This window comes from Pseudomonas sp. NPDC087185 (assembly GCF_044744955.1).
Lineage (GTDB): Bacteria > Pseudomonadota > Gammaproteobacteria > Pseudomonadales > Pseudomonadaceae > Aquipseudomonas.
The window spans coordinates 90,477-108,349 of record NZ_JBIUZK010000008.1 but is presented as its reverse complement, the minus strand read 5'-3'; the positions used below and the strand labels follow the sequence as shown (position 1 = coordinate 108,349).

Sequence of the window (17,873 nt, the reverse complement as noted above, 5' to 3'; positions counted from 1 at the left end):
ATGCCATTGGGGCTGCAACGCGGCCCCAATGGCTTTCACAGACTCGCATGATTTCTGAACAGGGTTCGCACTCGTGGTAGATGCCGTAACAAACAAATCCGCACCGCTCATCGGTCGCCTGGTCGTCGTCGGCCTTGGCCTGATCGGCGGTTCCTTCGCCAAGGGCCTGCGTGAAAGCGGCCTGTGCCGCGAAGTGGTCGGCGTCGACCTGGACGCGCCGTCGCGCAAGCTCGCCGTGGACCTGGGCGTGGTCGACCGCTGTGAAGAAGACCTCGCCGCCGCCTGTGTCGGCGCCGATGTCATTCAGCTCGCCGTGCCGATTCTGGCCATGGAAAAGGTGCTGGCCCGCCTGGCCCAGCTCGACCTCGGCGATGCCATTATCACCGACGTCGGCAGCGCCAAGGGCAATGTCGTACGTGAGGCGCGCGCCGTGTTCGGTCAGCGTTTGCCACGCTTCGTGCCCGGCCACCCGATCGCCGGCTCCGAGCAGAGCGGGGTAGAGGCTTCCAACGCCACCCTGTTCCGTCGCCACAAAGTCATCCTCACGCCGCTGCCCGAAACCGACCCTGCGGCGTTGCTGCTGGTTGACCGCCTGTGGCGCGCGCTGGATGCCGATGTGGAGCACATGTCGGTGGAGCGCCACGACGAAGTGCTGGCCGCCACCAGTCACTTGCCGCACCTGCTGGCCTTCGGCCTGGTCGATTCGCTGGCCAAGCGCAATGAAAACCTCGAGATCTTCCGGTACGCTGCGGGTGGTTTCCGCGATTTCACCCGAATCGCCGGCAGTGACCCGACCATGTGGCACGACATCTTCCTCGCCAATCGCGAGGCTGTCCTGCGCACCCTGGACACATTTCGCAGCGACCTCGACGCCTTGCGCGACGCGGTCGATGCAGGGGATGGGCACCAGTTGCTGGGTGTATTCACCCGCGCTCGGGTTGCCCGCGAGCATTTCAGTAAAATCCTGGCCCGCCGGGCCTATGTGGACGCTATGAACGCCAACGATCTGATTTTCCTGGCCCAACCGGGTGGCCGCCTGACCGGGCGAATCCGTGTACCGGGCGACAAGTCGATTTCCCACCGTTCGATCATGCTCGGCTCGCTGGCCGAAGGCACGACCGAAGTCGAAGGTTTCCTCGAAGGTGAGGATGCCCTGGCGACCCTGCAGGCTTTTCGCGACATGGGTGTGGTCATCGAAGGCCCCAACCACGGCCGCGTGACCATCCACGGTGTCGGCCTGCACGGCCTCAAGCCGCCACCCGGGCCGATCTATGTCGGTAACTCGGGTACCTCGATGCGCCTGCTTTCCGGCCTGCTGGCCGGCCAGTCGTTCGACGTCACCATGACCGGTGATGCGTCGCTGTCCAAGCGCCCGATGAACCGCGTGGCCAACCCGCTGCGCGAAATGGGTGCAGTGGTCGAGACCGGCCCGGATGGCCGCCCGCCGCTGACCATTCGTGGCGGCAGCAAGCTCAAGGCGCTGACCTACACGCTGCCGATGGCCAGTGCCCAGGTCAAATCCTGCCTGCTGCTGGCTGGCCTGTACGCCGAAGGCAAGACCACCGTCACCGAGCCTGCTCCGACCCGCGACCACACCGAGCGTATGCTGCGCGGCTTCGGCTACCCGGTCGAGACGAATGGCCCGGTGGCATCGTTGCAGTCCGGTGGCAAGCTCACCGCGACCCGCATCGAAGTGCCGGCAGACATCTCGTCCGCAGCGTTCTTCCTGGTGGCTGCGTCGATTGCCGAAGGCTCCGAGCTGGTGCTCGAGCATGTCGGCATCAACCCGACCCGCACCGGTGTCATCGATATCCTGCGCCTGATGGGCGGCGACATCACCCTGGAGAACCAGCGTGAAGTCGGCGGCGAGCCGGTGGCCGACCTGCGCGTGCGTGGCGCCAAGCTCAAGGGTATCGATATCCCCGAGCACCTGGTGCCGCTGGCCATCGACGAATTCCCTGTGCTGTTCGTCGCCGCGGCCTGTGCCGAAGGCCGCACCGTGCTGCGTGGCGCAGAAGAGCTGCGGGTCAAGGAATCCGATCGCATCCAGGTCATGGCTGACGGCCTGATCGCCCTGGGCGTGAAGTGCGAGCCGACCCCGGACGGCATCATCATCGATGGCGGCCAGATCGGTGGCGGCGAAGTGCATGGTCACGGCGACCACCGTATCGCCATGGCCTTCAGTGTCGCCTCGCTGCGTGCCAGCGCGCCGATCCGTATCCATGACTGCGCCAACGTCGCCACCTCGTTCCCGAACTTCCTCAAGCTGTGCGCTGAGGTCGGTATCCGCGTCGCGGAAGAGGGCAAGTCGTGAGTTCGCAAGCGCCCATCATTACCATCGACGGCCCGAGCGGTTCGGGCAAGGGTACGGTCGCTGGTCTGCTGGCGCGCGAGCTGGGCTGGAAGCTGCTGGATTCCGGCGCGCTTTACCGCTTGCTGGCCTTCAACGCCAGCAACCACGGCGTCGACCTGACCAACGAAGAGCTGCTCAAGGCCCTGGCCGCCCATCTGGATGTGCAGTTCATCGCTGCCGAGCCGGGTAAGCTGCAGCAGATCATTCTTGAAGGTGAGGATGTCAGTAATGTCATCCGCACCGAGACGGTCGGTGCCGGGGCGTCGATGGTTGCATCGCTGCCGGCGGTGCGTGAGGCGCTGCTGCAGCGCCAGCGCGCCTTCCGTGAGTTGCCGGGGCTGATCGCCGACGGCCGCGACATGGGCACCGTGGTGTTCCCGGACGCGCCATTGAAGGTCTTCCTCACCGCCAGTGCCGAGGAGCGTGCCCGTCGCCGCTACCTGCAGTTGAAGGGCAAGGGCGAAGATGTTAGTCTGTCGAGTCTGCTAGATGAGATTCGTGCGCGTGATGAGCGTGACACCCAGCGTGCAGTGGCCCCGCTGAAACCAGCGGCCGATGCCATTCAGCTGGACTCTACCGAGTTGTCCATCGAGCAGGTGCTGCAACGTATCAGGAGTGAGATCGCCCAGCGCGACTTGCTCTGATAACCAGGAGAGCAGGCAGGGGCACCAGTCAACGTCCTGTCGGTTTTCCTTTACTTAAAACAGACCCACATTGTCTGGAATGTGGCGAGGGGCGTTTGTTTCGCCCGAATCTACAGGAATTAAAATGAGCGAAAGCTTTGCAGAACTCTTTGAAGAAAGCCTGAAAACCCTCAATCTTCAGCCGGGTGCGATCATCTCCGGTATCGTTGTCGACATCGACGGCGACTGGGTTACCGTACACGCTGGCCTGAAGTCCGAGGGCGTCATCCCGCTCGAGCAGTTCTACAACGAAGCTGGCGAGCTGACCATCAAGGTCGGTGACGAAGTTCACGTTGCGCTGGACGCGGTCGAAGACGGCTTTGGCGAAACCAAACTGTCCCGTGAAAAAGCCAAGCGCGCCGAGTGCTGGATTGTTCTGGAAGCAGCTTTCGCCGCCGAAGAAGTGGTCAAGGGCGTTATCAACGGTAAGGTTAAAGGCGGCTTCACTGTCGACGTTAACGGCATCCGTGCGTTCCTGCCGGGCTCCCTGGTTGATGTCCGCCCTGTGCGCGACACCACCCACCTGGAAGGCAAAGAGCTGGAATTCAAGGTCATCAAGCTGGACCAGAAGCGCAACAACGTTGTCGTTTCCCGTCGCAGCGTGCTGGAAGCCGAGAACTCCGCCGAGCGCGAAGCCCTGCTGGAAACCCTGCAGGAAGGCCAGCAAGTCAAAGGTATCGTCAAGAACCTCACCGACTACGGCGCATTCGTGGACCTGGGCGGCATCGACGGCCTGCTGCACATCACCGACATGGCTTGGAAGCGCATCAAGCACCCATCGGAAATCGTTAACGTTGGCGACGAAGTCGACGTTCGCGTTCTGAAGTTCGACCGTGAGCGTAACCGCGTTTCGCTGGGTCTGAAGCAGATGGGCGAAGATCCGTGGGTTGCTATCACTGCCCGCTACCCAGAAGGTACTCGCGTACAAGCTCGCGTTACCAACCTGACCGACTACGGCTGCTTCGCTGAGCTGGAAGAAGGCGTTGAAGGTCTGGTACACGTTTCCGAAATGGACTGGACTAACAAGAACATCCACCCGTCGAAAGTCGTTCAGGTTGGCGACGAAGTGGAAGTCATGGTTCTGGACATCGACGAAGAGCGTCGTCGTATCTCCCTGGGCATCAAGCAGTGCAAGTCCAACCCATGGGAAGACTTCTCCGGCCAGTTCAACAAGGGTGACAAGATCACCGGTACCATCAAGTCGATCACCGACTTCGGTATCTTCATCGGTCTGGACGGCGGCATCGACGGTCTGGTTCACCTGTCCGACATCTCCTGGAACGAAACCGGCGAAGAAGCCGTGCGTCGCTTCAAGAAGGGCGACGAGCTGGAAACCGTCATCCTGTCGGTTGACCCAGAGCGCGAGCGCATCTCCCTGGGCATCAAGCAGCTGGAAGACGATCCGTTCTCCAACTTCGTTGCTGTCAACGACAAGGGCGCTATCGTCAAGGGCATCGTGAAAGAAGTTGACGCCAAAGGCGCCATCGTCACCCTGGCCGACGACATCGAAGCCACTCTGAAAGCTTCCGAAATCAGCCGTGACCGCGTTGAAGACGCGCGTAACGTCCTGAAGGAAGGCCAAGAGATCGAAGCCAAGATCATCAGCGTTGACCGCAAATCGCGCGTCATCAGCCTGTCGATCAAGTCGAAAGACGACGCTGAAGAGCGTGAAGCCATCCAGAGCCTGAAAACTGCTCCGGAAGCGGCTGCCGACACCACCATGGCCGCGCTGCTGCGCGAAGCTATGGCCAAGCAGAACTAAGTTCTGTTTGATCGGTAAAAAAGGGTGGCCTTCGGGCCACCCTTTTTTTGTGCCTGATTTTCCTCTTGGCCCACGCCTAACCCTGTGGGAGCCGGCTGCCAGCGATGGGGTGCAGCGCAACTCGGATCTTATTTCCTCACACTTGAATCTTGAATTTTTTTATTAAGTCAAGAACCGGCCTGTTCAAATCCTTCCGAGCGTGCTACAAACTGATTAAGCAATGATCTAGCTGCTTGATAACGAAGGGAAAAACATGACGAAGTCGGAGCTGATCGAACGTATTGTCACCCATCAAGGGCTACTCTCGTCCAAGGATGTGGAGTTGGCAATCAAGACCATGCTTGAACAGATGTCCCAATGCCTGGCTACTGGTGATCGCATCGAGATCCGGGGTTTTGGCAGCTTTTCCTTGCACTATCGCGCGCCGCGGGTCGGGCGTAATCCCAAGACCGGCCAATCGGTGGAGCTCGAAGGCAAGTTCGTGCCGCATTTCAAACCGGGTAAAGAGCTGCGTGACCGGGTCAATGAAGAAGAGCACGAGCATCCCTGAGTGATGAAGGAGCAATCTGATGCGTAACCTCAAGCGTGCCCTCGCGGCGTTATTCGTGCTGCTGTTGGCGGCTGTGGTGCTGTTCTTCGTGCTGGAGAACCAGCAAACCGTAGCGCTGGTGTTGTTTGGTTGGGCGGCGCCGGCCGTACCCGTGGCGGTCCCAGTATTGGCTGCCCTGGTGGTTGGGCTGGCGGTGGGCCCTCTGTTGGGCGCCTATGGTGTGCAGCGGAGCAAGCGCAAGATTCGCGCTTCGGCGCGTCAGGCGGTGCTGAGCGGTAATTAAAGGGAAATCCTACCCTTTTATAGGAAGCGATCACCTGTGCGCGGGGGCGCTGAAATGAAGTAATACGCACTTCATTCCCGGCCAAGACGAGCGCGCAGCAGCATGGCATTTCCTACGCTTTCCCATCATGGTGGTACCCGGAGCGTCACAGGCTCCTGCCACCAGCTTCACCTCGATGCATCCTCGAGCCTGCTGATCGACTGCGGGCTGGAGCAGGGTGCCGACGTCGCGCCTGGTGCCGAGACTGCGCCTGTGGGCTTCGACATCGCGGGTATCCAGGCGCTGATCGTTACCCATGTTCATCTTGATCATGTCGGCCGTATTCCTGCGCTGCTGGCTGCGGGTTATCGCGGGCCGATTCTGTGTAGCGAGCCCTCGGCCAGATTGCTGCCGTTGGTGCTGGAAGATGCCTACAAGCTGGGAGTCAGTGCAGACCCAGTACAGGTCGATCGCTACCTCGCTCTGCTTCAGCGGCTCATCGTGGCATTACCTTTCGAGCAATGGCATCCGCTGGTTGAGCAGGGCGATGTGCTGTGTTCCATTCGCTTGCAACGTGCCGGCCATTTGTTGGGGTCTGCGTATGTCGAATGCGATGTGCGGTACCCGTGCGTGGAGCGCAGCAAGCGCATTGTCTTCTCTGGCGATCTCGGGTCAGCCAACAACCCGCTGTTAAGGGCTTTGTGCTCGCCCGAGCGTGCCGATCTGCTGATACTGGAAAGCACCTATGGTGACCGGCTGCACCCTGATCGACGTGATCGCCTGCAGCGGCTCGAAGCGGCCGTCGACCGGGCGCTTGCCGACAATGGCACCCTGCTAGTTCCCGCCTTCAGCCTGGGGCGTACCCAGGAGCTGCTGTACGAGCTCGAAGAGATCCTTCACCGCAAGGCTTTGCTGGCTGAAAGCAAAGGGGGTGAAGGGGCCGACCCCGTATTGGGGGTCGATTGGTCCCGTTTGCCGGTCATCCTCGACTCACCGCTGGCCCAGCGCATTACCAAGGTTTATGGCGAGCTGCATGAGTACTGGAATCATGAGGCCAGGATGCGCTTGGGGCAGGGCAGGGACCCCCTTGGCTTCGGCCAGTTGGTCTGCGTGGATACCCATGCCAGGCATCAGCAAGTGGTCAATTACCTCAAGAGCACCGGCCGGCCGGCGATTGTCATAGCTGGCAATGGCATGTGCTCCGGTGGGCGGATCGTCAATTACCTCAAGGCGATGCTGGGTGACCCCCGTCATGAAGTGATGTTTGTCGGTTATCAAGCCAAGGGCACGCCGGGTGCGGTTATCCAGGCCAGCGAGGGGGCGGAGGGGTTTGTACAGATTGATCTGGATGGGCAGATGCATGAGATCAGGGCGAAGGTGATCAGCCTTGGCGGTTATTCGGCGCATGCTGATCAGGCGGGGCTTGTCGAGTTTGTCACAAGCATGGCCAGCCCGCCTGCGTCCATCGTTCTGGTGCACGGTGAGCGTCGGGGCAAGCTTGCACTGGCTGCCGCACTGGAGCGTGAATATGCCGGCTCGACAACGCGGCCGAACATCAAGATTCCGGCCTGAAACGCAGGGTCGAGTGAACGATGCCGGGTGGCGTTGTCTGATGCGCGCCATGAAGTGTTTCGTGGCGTTTACAGCAGCAGGTGGTGGACCTTGAGCGTACGCAGGATGCGGGATACGCTGCAGTGTGGCCGGCAACCTGCGATGAAAAATCTCTGATATTCTACTGGCCGATGCTTGAATCCTGGGCCTATGGATGGCCAGGAAATGAACATGCTGGGCGCTGGACTAGAGCCGTTGCGGATCTCACGATGGCAATCAGAAATAAGACATGTGCCGGTGCCCTGAATTGAACGAATTCTAGGGGCCCTTAAGGACTCGAAGATGGAATTGATCCCGGTAATCCTATCCGGTGGTGTTGGCAGTCGCCTCTGGCCTGTCTCCCGTGAGGCTCATCCGAAGCCATTCATGACGTTGCCGGACGGGCAAAATCTTATTCAGAAAACGTTCCTGCGGGCAGCTCAGTTGGATGGGGTGGTCGAGTTGCTGACCGTTACCAACCGTGAACTGTTGTTCAAGACCGAGGACGAGTATCGCGCCATCAACAGCAAAGGGCATGCCCAGGGCTACATCCTCGAGCCCTTCGGTCGCAATACCGCCGCAGCGGTCGCTGCGGCCGCTTTGCAGTTGCAAGAGACGCATGGCCCGCAGGCTCACATGCTGGTACTGGCCGCTGACCACCTCATCCAGAATGAGCAAGCCTTCTGCGAAGCCGTAAGCAAGGCCGTGCAGCTGGCCGGGCAAGGCTGGCTGGTGACGTTCGGTATAAAACCTCAGTATCCGGAAACCGGCTTCGGTTATATCGAGGCTGATCCCCGGGGTGTGCTCGAAGGCGGGCTCAAGGTGGAGCGGTTCGTTGAAAAACCTGACCTGAAGACCGCGGAATCGTACGTTGCTGCCGGTAACTACTTCTGGAACGCGGGTATGTTCTGCTTCCAGGTTGGAACTGTCATCGAGGAGTTCAAGGCGCATGCGCCCGATGTCCTGGAGGCAGTTGCCACTACGCTTGCCGCGTCCCGTCGTTCTACTTCCGCCGGTTACAGCTGCCTGGCCCTGGATGCCGACAGCTTTGCCAAGGTGCCGGACATCTCCATTGACTACGCGCTGATGGAGCGCTCGCGCAAGGTGGCAACCATCCCTTGCGACATCGGCTGGAGCGATATCGGCTCGTGGAATGCGGTCAGCGAATTGACCCCGCCAGATGAGCAGGGCAACCGTTTCGAAGGCGAGGTGATGGCATACGGTGCCAGTAACAACTACGTCAGCACCGAAGACCGTCTTGCCGCGCTGGTCGGTGTGCAGGACTTGCTGGTGGTGGATACGCCCGATGCCTTGCTGATCGCGCACAAAGATCACGCGCAGGATGTAAAGCACATCGTCAAGCGCCTCAAGAGTGATGGCCACACAGCACACATGCTGCACCAGACGGTGCACCGTCCGTGGGGTACGTACACCACGTTGGAAGAGGGCGAGCGGTTCAAGATCAAGCGCATCGTGGTCAAGCCCAAGGCGTCGCTTTCACTGCAGATGCACCATCACCGCAGTGAGCATTGGATCGTGGTCAGCGGCATGGCCGTGGTCGTCAACGACGACCAGGAGCTGATGCTCAATACCAACGAGTCCACCTTCATCCGTGCCGGCCACAAACACCGTTTGCAGAATCCAGGTGTTATCGACCTGGTCCTGATCGAAGTGCAGAGCGGCGATTACCTTGGCGAGGACGACATCGTCCGCTTCGAGGATAACTACGGCCGTTGTGGCGCCTGATACCCGGTCATTCAGTCGGTCCGTGGCCCCTTTACGGGGTTGCGGGCTCATATTGAGCAGCCAATAGCCGCTGACCTCCGCCTTTCAATCGGCGCCCGTTCATTCAGCGCCGCATCAAGTGAGTTGTATGCACGCACCTATCCAGACCCGTTGCTTCAAAGCCTATGACATCCGCGGCCAAGTGCCCGCTGACCTCAACGACGATGTGGCCTACCGCATCGGCCGTGCCCTGGTGGCCCAACTGGGCGGGCGTACCTACGTAGTCGGCCGCGACATGCGCCTGGAAAGCCCAGGCCTGTCCCGCGCCTTGAAGAAAGGCCTGACCGAAGGCGGCGCTGATGTGATCGACATCGGCCTGTGCGGCACCGAAGAAGTCTACTTCGCCACCAGCCATTACCAGGCCGACGGCGGCATCATGGTCACCGCCAGCCATAACCCCAAGGGTTACAACGGCATGAAGCTGGTGCGCGAGCAGTCCCGTCCGATCAGCGGCGATACTGGCCTGAACGACATCCGCCAGCGCGTCGAGGCCGGCGATCTCGGCACCGTGGCTGCCACGCCGGGCAGCGTGCGCGAAGCATTCGACAAGACGGCTTACATCGACCACCTGCTGACCTACGTCGACCTGTCCGCCCTCAAGCCCCTCAAGGTGCTGGCCGACCCCGGCAACGGCGCCGTCGGCCCGGTGCTGGAGCTGCTCAAGGCACGCCTGCCACTGGACATCACCATCATCAACGGCGAGCCGGATGGCAACTTCCCCAACGGCATTCCCAACCCGCTGCTGCCAGAGAACCGCGACCTGACCCGTCAGGCCGTACTCGAAACCGGCGCCGACATGGGCATCGCTTTCGATGGCGACTTCGACCGCTGCTTCTTCTTTGACAACCAGGGCCGCTTCATCGAGGGCTACTACGTGGTCGGCCTGCTGGCAGAGATGCTGCTGGCCAAGCACCCGGGCAGCAAGATCATCCACGATCCGCGCCTGACCTGGAACACCATCGAGCAAGTCGAAGCCGCCGGCGGCCTGGCCATTCAGAGCAAAACCGGCCATGCGTTCATCAAAGAGCGCATGCGCGCCGAAGACGCCGTGTATGGCGGCGAAATGAGCGCCCACCATTATTTCCGTGATTTCGCTTATTGCGACAGCGGCAATATCCCCTGGTTGTTGGTTGCCGAGCTGATGAGTGTCAGTGGCAAGAGCCTTGCGCAGTTGGTGGATGAGCGCATTGCCGCGTTCCCGTGCAGTGGTGAGATCAACTACGAAGTGGCCGATGTAAAGGGCACCATCGAGAAGATCCTCGACTTCTATACAGCGCAAAACCCTAGCGTCGACCGCACGGACGGTATCAGCGTCGAATTCGCTGACTGGCGCTTCAGCCTCAGGGGGTCGAATACTGAGCCGCTGTTGCGCTTGAACGTCGAAAGCCGCGCCGATGAGGCGCTGGTAACGCAACGCGTTGCGGAAATCGCCCGTCTGATTCAGGGCTAGAGTAGAGGTGATTCAGGTACGGCTAACTGGCTTCCAGTAACCACAAGCCCCCGACGTTGGGGGCTTGTGGTTTCTAGGTTACTCAGCAGCAGACTGGGATGCTATGAAGAGCTGTTGTGCGCTTTGCTTCCAGGTCATCCAAGGCATACTGACTGACTTAGGGTGCTCCGCTTTAGCATGCAGTTCGAGCCAAGCATTGAGGCTAGTGTACAGATCCTGCCCTAATTTCCCCGTGAAGTAGTACGCATGGTTTTTCGCCACTTCGCGGAACACCGGAATGTCTCGCACAATCAGCGGTACACCGTACTGCGCTGCTTCAATGAGTGGCAATCCGAATCCTTCACCAAGTGACGCAGCGATCAGAGCGTCTGCGTGTGTATATAGCGCGCTTAGATAATCATCATCGATTCCTTCAAACCAGAACAGTCTGTTGCCTTTTTCTGGATGATTTCTCAAACGCTTGATCAGTGGCTCCACCAGCCAGCCTTCCTTTCCGACAATCAAAAGATTAACGTCTTGCTGATTGGCCCAAAGCAATTCGAATGCATCGAGAACTTGTGCGTGGCCTTTTCTCGGTTCGATCGTGCCTACCATCAAGAAAGAGTGTCGATTTTTAAGGCTAGAGGTCAATTCTGTCGGGATAGGAGCTGTTGCCTCGGAATGGCTAGGTTTCGTAATGTCGGCGCCCAGATGGAACCAATTAATAGAGAACGGTCGCTTGGGTGGGGTGCGATAGTCTTCAACCCACTCGGTCATTTCATCCGCTACAGCCTTTGATATGCAGATTACCCCGTCAGATTGTGAAACGACCTTCAGCCATTCATCCACAATGCCGTCGGCGCCAGGTGGGAAGCAGTCAGAAAGTTTCTTCAGCAGCAAGTCATAAACAACAAATTGAACTTTCACGCCGCGGCGCCGCATGTCCGCTAGTGCCGCTTGTTGTTTGGGAACTACCACTGGCTGCAAATCTAGGCCGATAAAGTGGTCTCCACTGTGAACCACAACGGGTTCATCATGAAGCAGGTGGGGCGGGCAGTTCAAAAAACCGAGTGTAAATTGGCGCGCATAACGATAGCCAGCTTCATGCTCCGTTGCATAGACAGGCTCGACTCGATAATTGCCGGGAGGGTTCAGCAGCCAGATTTCAAGGATATTGCGAACGACGCGCTGAATTCCAGTTTTTGCGTCTCGGTTTACCAGTTCGGATATATCCACAAGCAGCTGAGGCTTTGCAATCGTCGGCCTGATGCTCTGGTCTATCGAGTTTGCAACTGCCATTGAGCCTTCAAAACTGAAGTTAGTCTTTTCCAACGCGCCAATGGACGTCACCAATTCAGCCACTGAATGGAAAGATTCTTCGTGGAATTTTTCGATGGATTGGTGGTAGAGCTCGGCGCAAGCACGTGGCGAATGTCGCGTATGTATCAGTCGTTGCCCTTCAGCACCGATTCGCGCTCGAATATGGATATCATTCCTGAGCAAAGTCAGTGCCTCTGACAGTTCGGCGTTACTGAAATCATCCGAGAGCTTGATGAGGCTCGACTCAGATATGTCCGACATGCTGCCGTTGGCATTGACAATTGTGGCGATACCATAATTCAGGCAGTCTAGCACGGCAGCTGAGGTCTCGCCTCGTGACAAGGTTCTGAGTTGCACGGCGGCATCCGCAACTTCTAAATAAGATTTGAACGCATCCGCATCGGCCCAGCCGGTGATCTTGATCCGATCGCGGCAAGGGCTGGCCTTAATTCTTTTCAGCAGGGCCTCGCCAAATGCACCTTCGCTGTTTTGCCCGACATAAACAAGGTAGCAGTTTTCGTCTTTCGAGAGCTGTGAGTCAAGCCATGCCTCGAGTAGACGATCATTGAGTTTCGAAGGACCCAGCAAGCCGTAGCTGCAAACTACGAAATCTTGTTCTGAGAAACCAAGTCTTTCCCGTGTCTGAGTTCGTTTGCGCGCGTCCGAGAACCGTGGTGTACGCAGCAAGGGGATTTCTGCCCACTTCAATCCCGAGTTTTCGCCATACCACTGCTGTGCTAAGCGAATCGAGTAATGAGAGTGCACAATGATGCCCTCTGCTTGCTGCAATACTCGTAGGTTGCAGGAGTACTTCCATACAGCGTCAGCGGTGTCTTCGCCGTGGATTCGATCACTAACGGCTTTGTATCCATGACCGTGGTAGAGCGCTTGGGTCCAAAATCCTGGCTGTCCTTGGTGTACTTCCATGTTGGCCACGATACCAGACAAGAAGAAATCATGAAGAACTACCGTTCCGGGGATTTTTTCTATCAAGCGGAACATGTGGTCGTGGAAAGTGGAGTTTCCGAAGTGATAAATTACCCGATCAAATAAATGCGCGTTGTCTTCAAACCAGGCGACTGAGCGTAAGGTGTAGTTTATGCCGGCATCGACGGGTGATGCCGACTCCTGTGCCAGAATTACATCGATCTGATAATGTGCGGCAAGTTCGGGAAGTAGCTCTGCACTATAATCGCTAATGCCACTGCGGGCGGGAGGGAGCGGGGAGACGTAGGCCAGTCGAGGCTGTCTGGGTGTTGCAGTCGGGCTTGAAATTGCTCGACGCTCAATAATCAGCTTTTGAATGGCACTGATCGCCGTTATTGCGGTCTGGTCCCAACTGAACTTAGTCGACTGTTCAATTGCCGACATGGCGAGCCTTGATCGTAAAGCGTCGTCGACGAGTACGTCTTGAAGCTTGGCTGTAATGGAATCTGTTTGGTAAGGGTCAAACAGTGCTTCCGAGCAACCAACGACTTCCGGCAGGCTGGAGGTATCCGAAGCTATGACGGGCTTGCCGCAAGACATTGCTTCCAGCGCTGGAAGGCCAAAACCCTCATGGAATGAGGGGAAGATGAAAAGCTTGCAGGCATTGTACAAAGCGACCAGATCTTCTTCGCTGACGTATCCGGTAAAGCGCACGTCGTTTTTGCTAAGGCCGCTCGACACTGCCAGGCGTTCGAGGCGTGAGCGTTCTTCTGGCTGTATCTTACACACGATAACAAGCTGGTGCTTGCACTGCACGGGTGCGGACAGCTTGGCGTAGGCCTTGATTAAACCCTCTATATTTTTCCGTGGATCGATGCCTCCCGTATACATCACGAATTCGCGATCGATTCCGAGGCGTCCCTTCAGCGCAATATCCATGTCTTCGCTGACCACGGGCCGGTATCGATCAGTGTCGATCGCCGTAGAAATATTGACTACCTCGCTGGGCGTGAAACCCAAGTGATCAATTACCTCAGAACGCGACGAATTCGAGATCGCCAATATAAGGTCGGCGCGCCGCAGGTGCTTGAGTTTGGTTTCATACCACTGACGCACCGGCGGAGAATGCAAATAATCATCAGGGTTGATGTGCGGTATCAAGTCATAGACGATTGCGGCAGTGGGGGTGGACGCATTTAACGTCTTGATGCTCGTGACCGCGTCATCCACCAAGCCTTCGAACAGGCTAGACACAAGCACCAGATCAGGATCCAGGCCTGCGATGAATGCTTCCCTGACCAGTTCGGCTGCCTTGCGGCTCCAAGTATGTTCAGGCGCAAGCGCGCTCACATTGGCGTTAGGTAACCATACTTGGATATGGCTGCTTGGTAACAGGCCGTATAGCTCGTCGCGGATGGAGTCGATTGACTCCTCAAATAAGCCATTGAGAACAACATAAACTTCGATTTCACCACGATGCTTGATAAACGCTTTGGCGAACGACAGTGCATATCGCCCAATGCCTCGGGTTCTGTTTTCTGCCTGTGCCCCTTGGAGGTCAATGACGACGCGCATCAGTTCATCTCCTTGCGTTGAACGTTGCTATTAAGGCGATTGTAAATGGCCTTCGCGTTTTCCGTAAATTGGGCGGGCGGCGCCGGCGCCTGGCTTGCATCAGTCATGGGAGCCGAGTAATGTTCATTGAAATGAACGCCGTGATTAGAAAATGCGGCCTCGGTTTGCAAGCGAACAGCCAGTTTTCTCGCATGCGCGTTCAGAGTCGGGAAACGCTGCAAAATTTTCTTGGCAATTTTGATCAGGCTCTTGTGCTTCAGCGCTCTTTTTCCCAGCGCTCTGACTATGCGTTTAGTAGCTTGTGATGGCGAAGTCATAAGCACTTTGGTAACGGTCACGCTTTTGCGCATGGGGGCAGTGATTCGCCAAGACGTACTCGACTTTAACTGCTGCACATTATCACTCAATGCATTGATTGCTTGATCTTTATAGTTGATTGCATCTCTCAGTGCGATAATGTGCTGCTGGCGCTCCTCCGCTTCTGTATACCAGTGGTGAGCGTTTTTATGTGTCTCGTCCAACGACCTTTGCAAGGAGGCGTTGGCCAGCTTGAGTTCTTCTAGTTTTAGCGCTAGAACTGATTTTTGAACGCCGTATAGCTGGCTCTCAATAACCAGTTGCGTTTGTTCAATGGCATCAACCCTGGCATTGATTAAGTTCTGGTTGCTCAACAGATTCACGTGCTGCTCTACAGTCTTTGCGTCTAGTGCTGCAGTGCGATCCTCTAGCGCTAGACGTTGTTTTTCGGCTTTGCCGTCTAATGTCAACTCGTAACGGTGGGCAAGTTCAGCCATACTCAGGCCATAATCCTCCTCAAATGCGCCATCGAACGCTGACGTATCGAGACCGGCGTATTCTTTCTGGGCAACAATTGCATAATCAGGGCTTGTGCCTCCGATTACATCCATGAGCGTCAGTGAGTCAGCGTGCGCCAGATTGGGATTTTCCTGTAACCGCAATAGTTTACTGCGTTCAAAGCCGCAAAATCTCGCAAGAAAATCCAGAAGCATGTGCGGGATTGGGCGCTCATGAGTTGGATCCAGGTAGAAGTTCTGCGTACCTACGATAAGATTTTCTGCGTTGGGGGTTTCTAAAATCAGCAGTCCCCCAGGTTGGAGGACCCGGTGGGCTTCGGACACCAGCTCTCTAAGATTGTCGAAAGAGATGTGCTCCGCGATATGGAAACCCGTAACCATAGCGAAAGATTCGTTAGGCATTGATTGCAGATAGACGAGCGCATCAGCCTTTTGCGCGGGGAGTTGACGGGCACTGCACGCCTCAAGCATTCCATCGTCAAGGTCCACTCCCGTCGCGTCGAAGCCGTTTTCCACCAGCGTTTCCAACCACTCACCCCGACCACAGCCTACGTCGAGCGCGCGCGCATTGGGGTAAAGTGTCAGTAACGGCAGTGCAAAAGGAAGATACACCTGCAAGCGTTCTTTGATCACGTCATGAGAGCCGCGATGTTCATCTTCAAATGCGCGATAAAATTGAGTCATTGATCGCACTCCACAGTGGGCTGGATCCAGGCAGAGCCAACGAATGGGACCTTATCAATATTGATAACATTAAATACCAGCGCCAAGTCTCGCCACTCGTAGTTTGCATTGAGGTGAGTGTCTGCGGTATGAAGAGCAACCGCTATGGAGTATGACCCAACGCCGATGTTGGCATTGAATCTGAAACTGTATTCCAGTTGAAGGCCAGCACTCAATGCGCCCATCTTTTTTTGAAGGTGGTGAGTGTTAGTGCCGTAGATGGTTTGCCCCAGTCGATCCTTGATCATGTAGCCAACGACCAGTTCTGGAATAGCCTTGTTGATGTTGACTTTGATTGTTAAGTTAACCGCTTGGCCAACGGTTACAAATTCAATTGGGTTATGGTCCTCATCATACAGGGCAAGGCTCTCAATAGAGGCTTCACCTGAGCCGGATCTTGTTTGAACCGTGCCATCCTCTAACTTGTGCACTTGGACAGTGGCGTTCTCCTTTTCGGAAATGATGGCGTTGTAAAAATCCATCACTTCTTCAGGGGCGCCATCCTTGATCACGGTGCCGCCTTCGATCAGCAAGACGCGGTCGCACAGCGCCTGAATCGAACTACGATCATGAGAAACTATCAATAGCGTCGTACCTTGCTCCTGAAATTCCCGGATTCGGTCAAAGCTCTTATGCTGGAAATAGCTGTCACCCACTGACAACGCTTCGTCGACAATCAGGATCTCTGGGCGCTTAGCCGTTGCTACAGCGAACGCTACCCGCATTTGCATGCCGCTGGAATACGTTCGAACAGCTTGGTCAAAGTATTCCCCCACTTCAGCAAATGCTTCTATGGCCGGCATCAACTGCTCGATGTCTTGTGCACTGAAGCCCATCAGTCCTGCAGCGTGATACACATTCTGACGGCCTGTCAGTTCCGGATTAAAGCCCATGCCAAGTTCCAGAATTGCAGCAATACGTCCGTTTACCTTGACCTCACCTGTGGTAGGTTGCAACGTACCAGTGAGCATCTTCAGCAAGGTCGATTTCCCCGCTCCATTCTGCCCAACTATGCCTATCGCTTCACCGGCATTTATCTCGAAATTGATATGCCTGAGCACCCAGTGCTCCTCGCGGGGGCTAGTATTGACACCTAACCATCGTGCAATACGCTGCCACTCACTCCTGTAGGTGCGGTAGGCCTTGCCCAGATCTTTAGCACTCATAAGGCTCATAGTGCATCCACCATCTCAGGGGCCGCGCGGCGAAATATATAGAGACTGAAGGCGAGCAGCAGCAAAGTGATGCCGAACGTGAACGCGATTTGTGAAAGGTGAGGGGTTACACCATAAACAAAGATGTCGTGGTATGCGCTCACTATCGGGAACATTGGGTTGTAGCCGATCAGCGTTTTCAATTCTTCAGGGATGATGGTAATGGGGTAGACAATGGGCGTAAACCAGAAAAGTATCTGCAAAACAATAGGTACTACTTGCCCAATGTCTCTAACAAATACATTGAGCACGCCAAGGATAAGGCCTATGCCCATGGCCAAGGCCGCTACCATTATGATTAGTGGAATGGCCCACAACATCTGTAATGTTGGCCAGTGGCCTAGGCAAACAAATACGCCGAGTACTGATAGTAATAGGAGCAGGTTGTTTAACAGGGCGGAGCCAAGTACGATGAAAGGTAGCGTGATTCGTGGGAACCTCATCTTCTTCATGAGGTTGCCATTCTCAATGAACAATGTCAGGCACCGGTTGATGATTTCGGCGAACAAGCTCCACGCTAGGGTGCCGGCCATCAGATACAATGCGTATGAATATTTATTGTCAATGCCAGGCAGTTTTGCGGCCAGTACGTTCGAAAGAATCAGCGCATAGATCAGCACATTTGCCAGTGGATTGATTATCATCCACAGCCCACCCAGGCTGCTTCGCGAAAATCGCGACACAAACTCATTGCGGATCGAGGTGGCGATGAAGCTTCTATAGCTGTATAGCCCTCTCAACAATCCAAACATGTATTCTCCTTGTAATTCTGTGACTTCTGATTGAGCGAATTTTCTGGAAATTACCCGTCAGACAAGGCTGCAGCTTTGGATCTTGGTCCAGTAAAGTATTCGCACAAGTATCTATAGCTTGGTAGCAAAGTAA

The 17,873-nt window shown here is 56.5% G+C and carries 12 protein-coding genes; 8 read left to right on the top strand and 4 right to left on the bottom strand.

The window, feature by feature from the left end; genetic code table 11:
* The first annotated feature begins 73 nt into the window (after nt 1–73).
* The 8 genes from ACIPIJ_RS24340 to ACIPIJ_RS24305 all read left to right on the top strand — a co-directional run bounded on the left by ACIPIJ_RS24340 (nt 74) and on the right by ACIPIJ_RS24305 (nt 10,435).
* Nucleotides 74–2,314 carry a bifunctional prephenate dehydrogenase/3-phosphoshikimate 1-carboxyvinyltransferase gene (locus ACIPIJ_RS24340; protein ID WP_401081585.1) on the top strand — a complete coding sequence of 747 codons (2,241 nt, stop codon included), beginning with the start codon at nt 74–76 and terminating at the stop codon, nt 2,312–2,314.
* On the top strand, nt 2,311–2,997 hold the full coding sequence (gene cmk, locus ACIPIJ_RS24335; RefSeq protein WP_401081582.1) for a (d)CMP kinase: 687 nt from the start codon (nt 2,311–2,313) through the stop codon (nt 2,995–2,997). Before ACIPIJ_RS24340 ends, cmk begins: the two co-directional genes overlap by 4 nt.
* Before the next feature lie 124 nt (nt 2,998–3,121).
* A complete protein-coding gene (gene rpsA, locus ACIPIJ_RS24330; protein WP_401081580.1) occupies nt 3,122–4,798 on the top strand; it encodes a 30S ribosomal protein S1 in 1,677 nt (558 codons plus the stop codon).
* 253 nt (nt 4,799–5,051) lie between these two features.
* Entirely contained in the window at nt 5,052–5,348 is a 297-nt protein-coding gene (gene ihfB, locus ACIPIJ_RS24325) for an integration host factor subunit beta (RefSeq protein WP_012313292.1), read from the top strand.
* Between the two features lie 19 nt (nt 5,349–5,367).
* Complete coding sequence (locus tag ACIPIJ_RS24320; protein WP_401081577.1) at nt 5,368–5,631, top strand: lipopolysaccharide assembly protein LapA domain-containing protein; 264 nt, start codon at nt 5,368–5,370, stop codon at nt 5,629–5,631.
* A gap of 102 nt (nt 5,632–5,733) precedes the next feature.
* On the top strand, nt 5,734–7,182 hold the full coding sequence (locus tag ACIPIJ_RS24315; protein WP_401081574.1) for an MBL fold metallo-hydrolase RNA specificity domain-containing protein: 1,449 nt from the start codon (nt 5,734–5,736) through the stop codon (nt 7,180–7,182).
* A 321-nt stretch (nt 7,183–7,503) separates the two neighbouring features.
* Complete coding sequence (locus tag ACIPIJ_RS24310) at nt 7,504–8,946, top strand: mannose-1-phosphate guanylyltransferase/mannose-6-phosphate isomerase (protein WP_401081571.1); 1,443 nt, start codon at nt 7,504–7,506, stop codon at nt 8,944–8,946.
* 127 nt (nt 8,947–9,073) lie between these two features.
* Nucleotides 9,074–10,435: a phosphomannomutase gene (locus ACIPIJ_RS24305; RefSeq protein WP_401081568.1), complete on the top strand. Its 1,362-nt coding sequence runs from the start codon at nt 9,074–9,076 to the stop codon at nt 10,433–10,435.
* A gap of 78 nt (nt 10,436–10,513) precedes the next feature.
* Here the strand turns inward: ACIPIJ_RS24305 and ACIPIJ_RS24300 are convergent, their stop codons facing one another.
* Genes ACIPIJ_RS24300 through ACIPIJ_RS24285 form a run of 4 tightly spaced genes read right to left on the bottom strand, consistent with a single transcriptional unit; the run spans nt 10,514 to nt 17,740 of the window.
* Nucleotides 10,514–14,236 carry a glycosyltransferase gene (locus tag ACIPIJ_RS24300; RefSeq protein ID WP_401081565.1) on the bottom strand — a complete coding sequence of 1,241 codons (3,723 nt, stop codon included), beginning with the start codon at nt 14,234–14,236 and terminating at the stop codon, nt 10,514–10,516.
* Nucleotides 14,236–15,735, bottom strand: a complete 1,500-nt coding sequence (locus tag ACIPIJ_RS24295; RefSeq protein ID WP_401081562.1) for a class I SAM-dependent methyltransferase — start codon at nt 15,733–15,735, stop codon at nt 14,236–14,238. Before ACIPIJ_RS24295 ends, ACIPIJ_RS24300 begins: the two co-directional genes overlap by 1 nt.
* Nucleotides 15,732–16,949 carry an ABC transporter ATP-binding protein gene (locus ACIPIJ_RS24290; RefSeq protein WP_401081559.1) on the bottom strand — a complete coding sequence of 406 codons (1,218 nt, stop codon included), beginning with the start codon at nt 16,947–16,949 and terminating at the stop codon, nt 15,732–15,734. The genes ACIPIJ_RS24295 and ACIPIJ_RS24290 overlap by 4 nt, the downstream gene beginning before the upstream one ends.
* Entirely contained in the window at nt 16,946–17,740 is a 795-nt protein-coding gene (locus ACIPIJ_RS24285) for an ABC transporter permease (RefSeq protein ID WP_401081556.1), read from the bottom strand. Before ACIPIJ_RS24285 ends, ACIPIJ_RS24290 begins: the two co-directional genes overlap by 4 nt.
* Nucleotides 17,741–17,873: the final 133 nt, after the last annotated feature.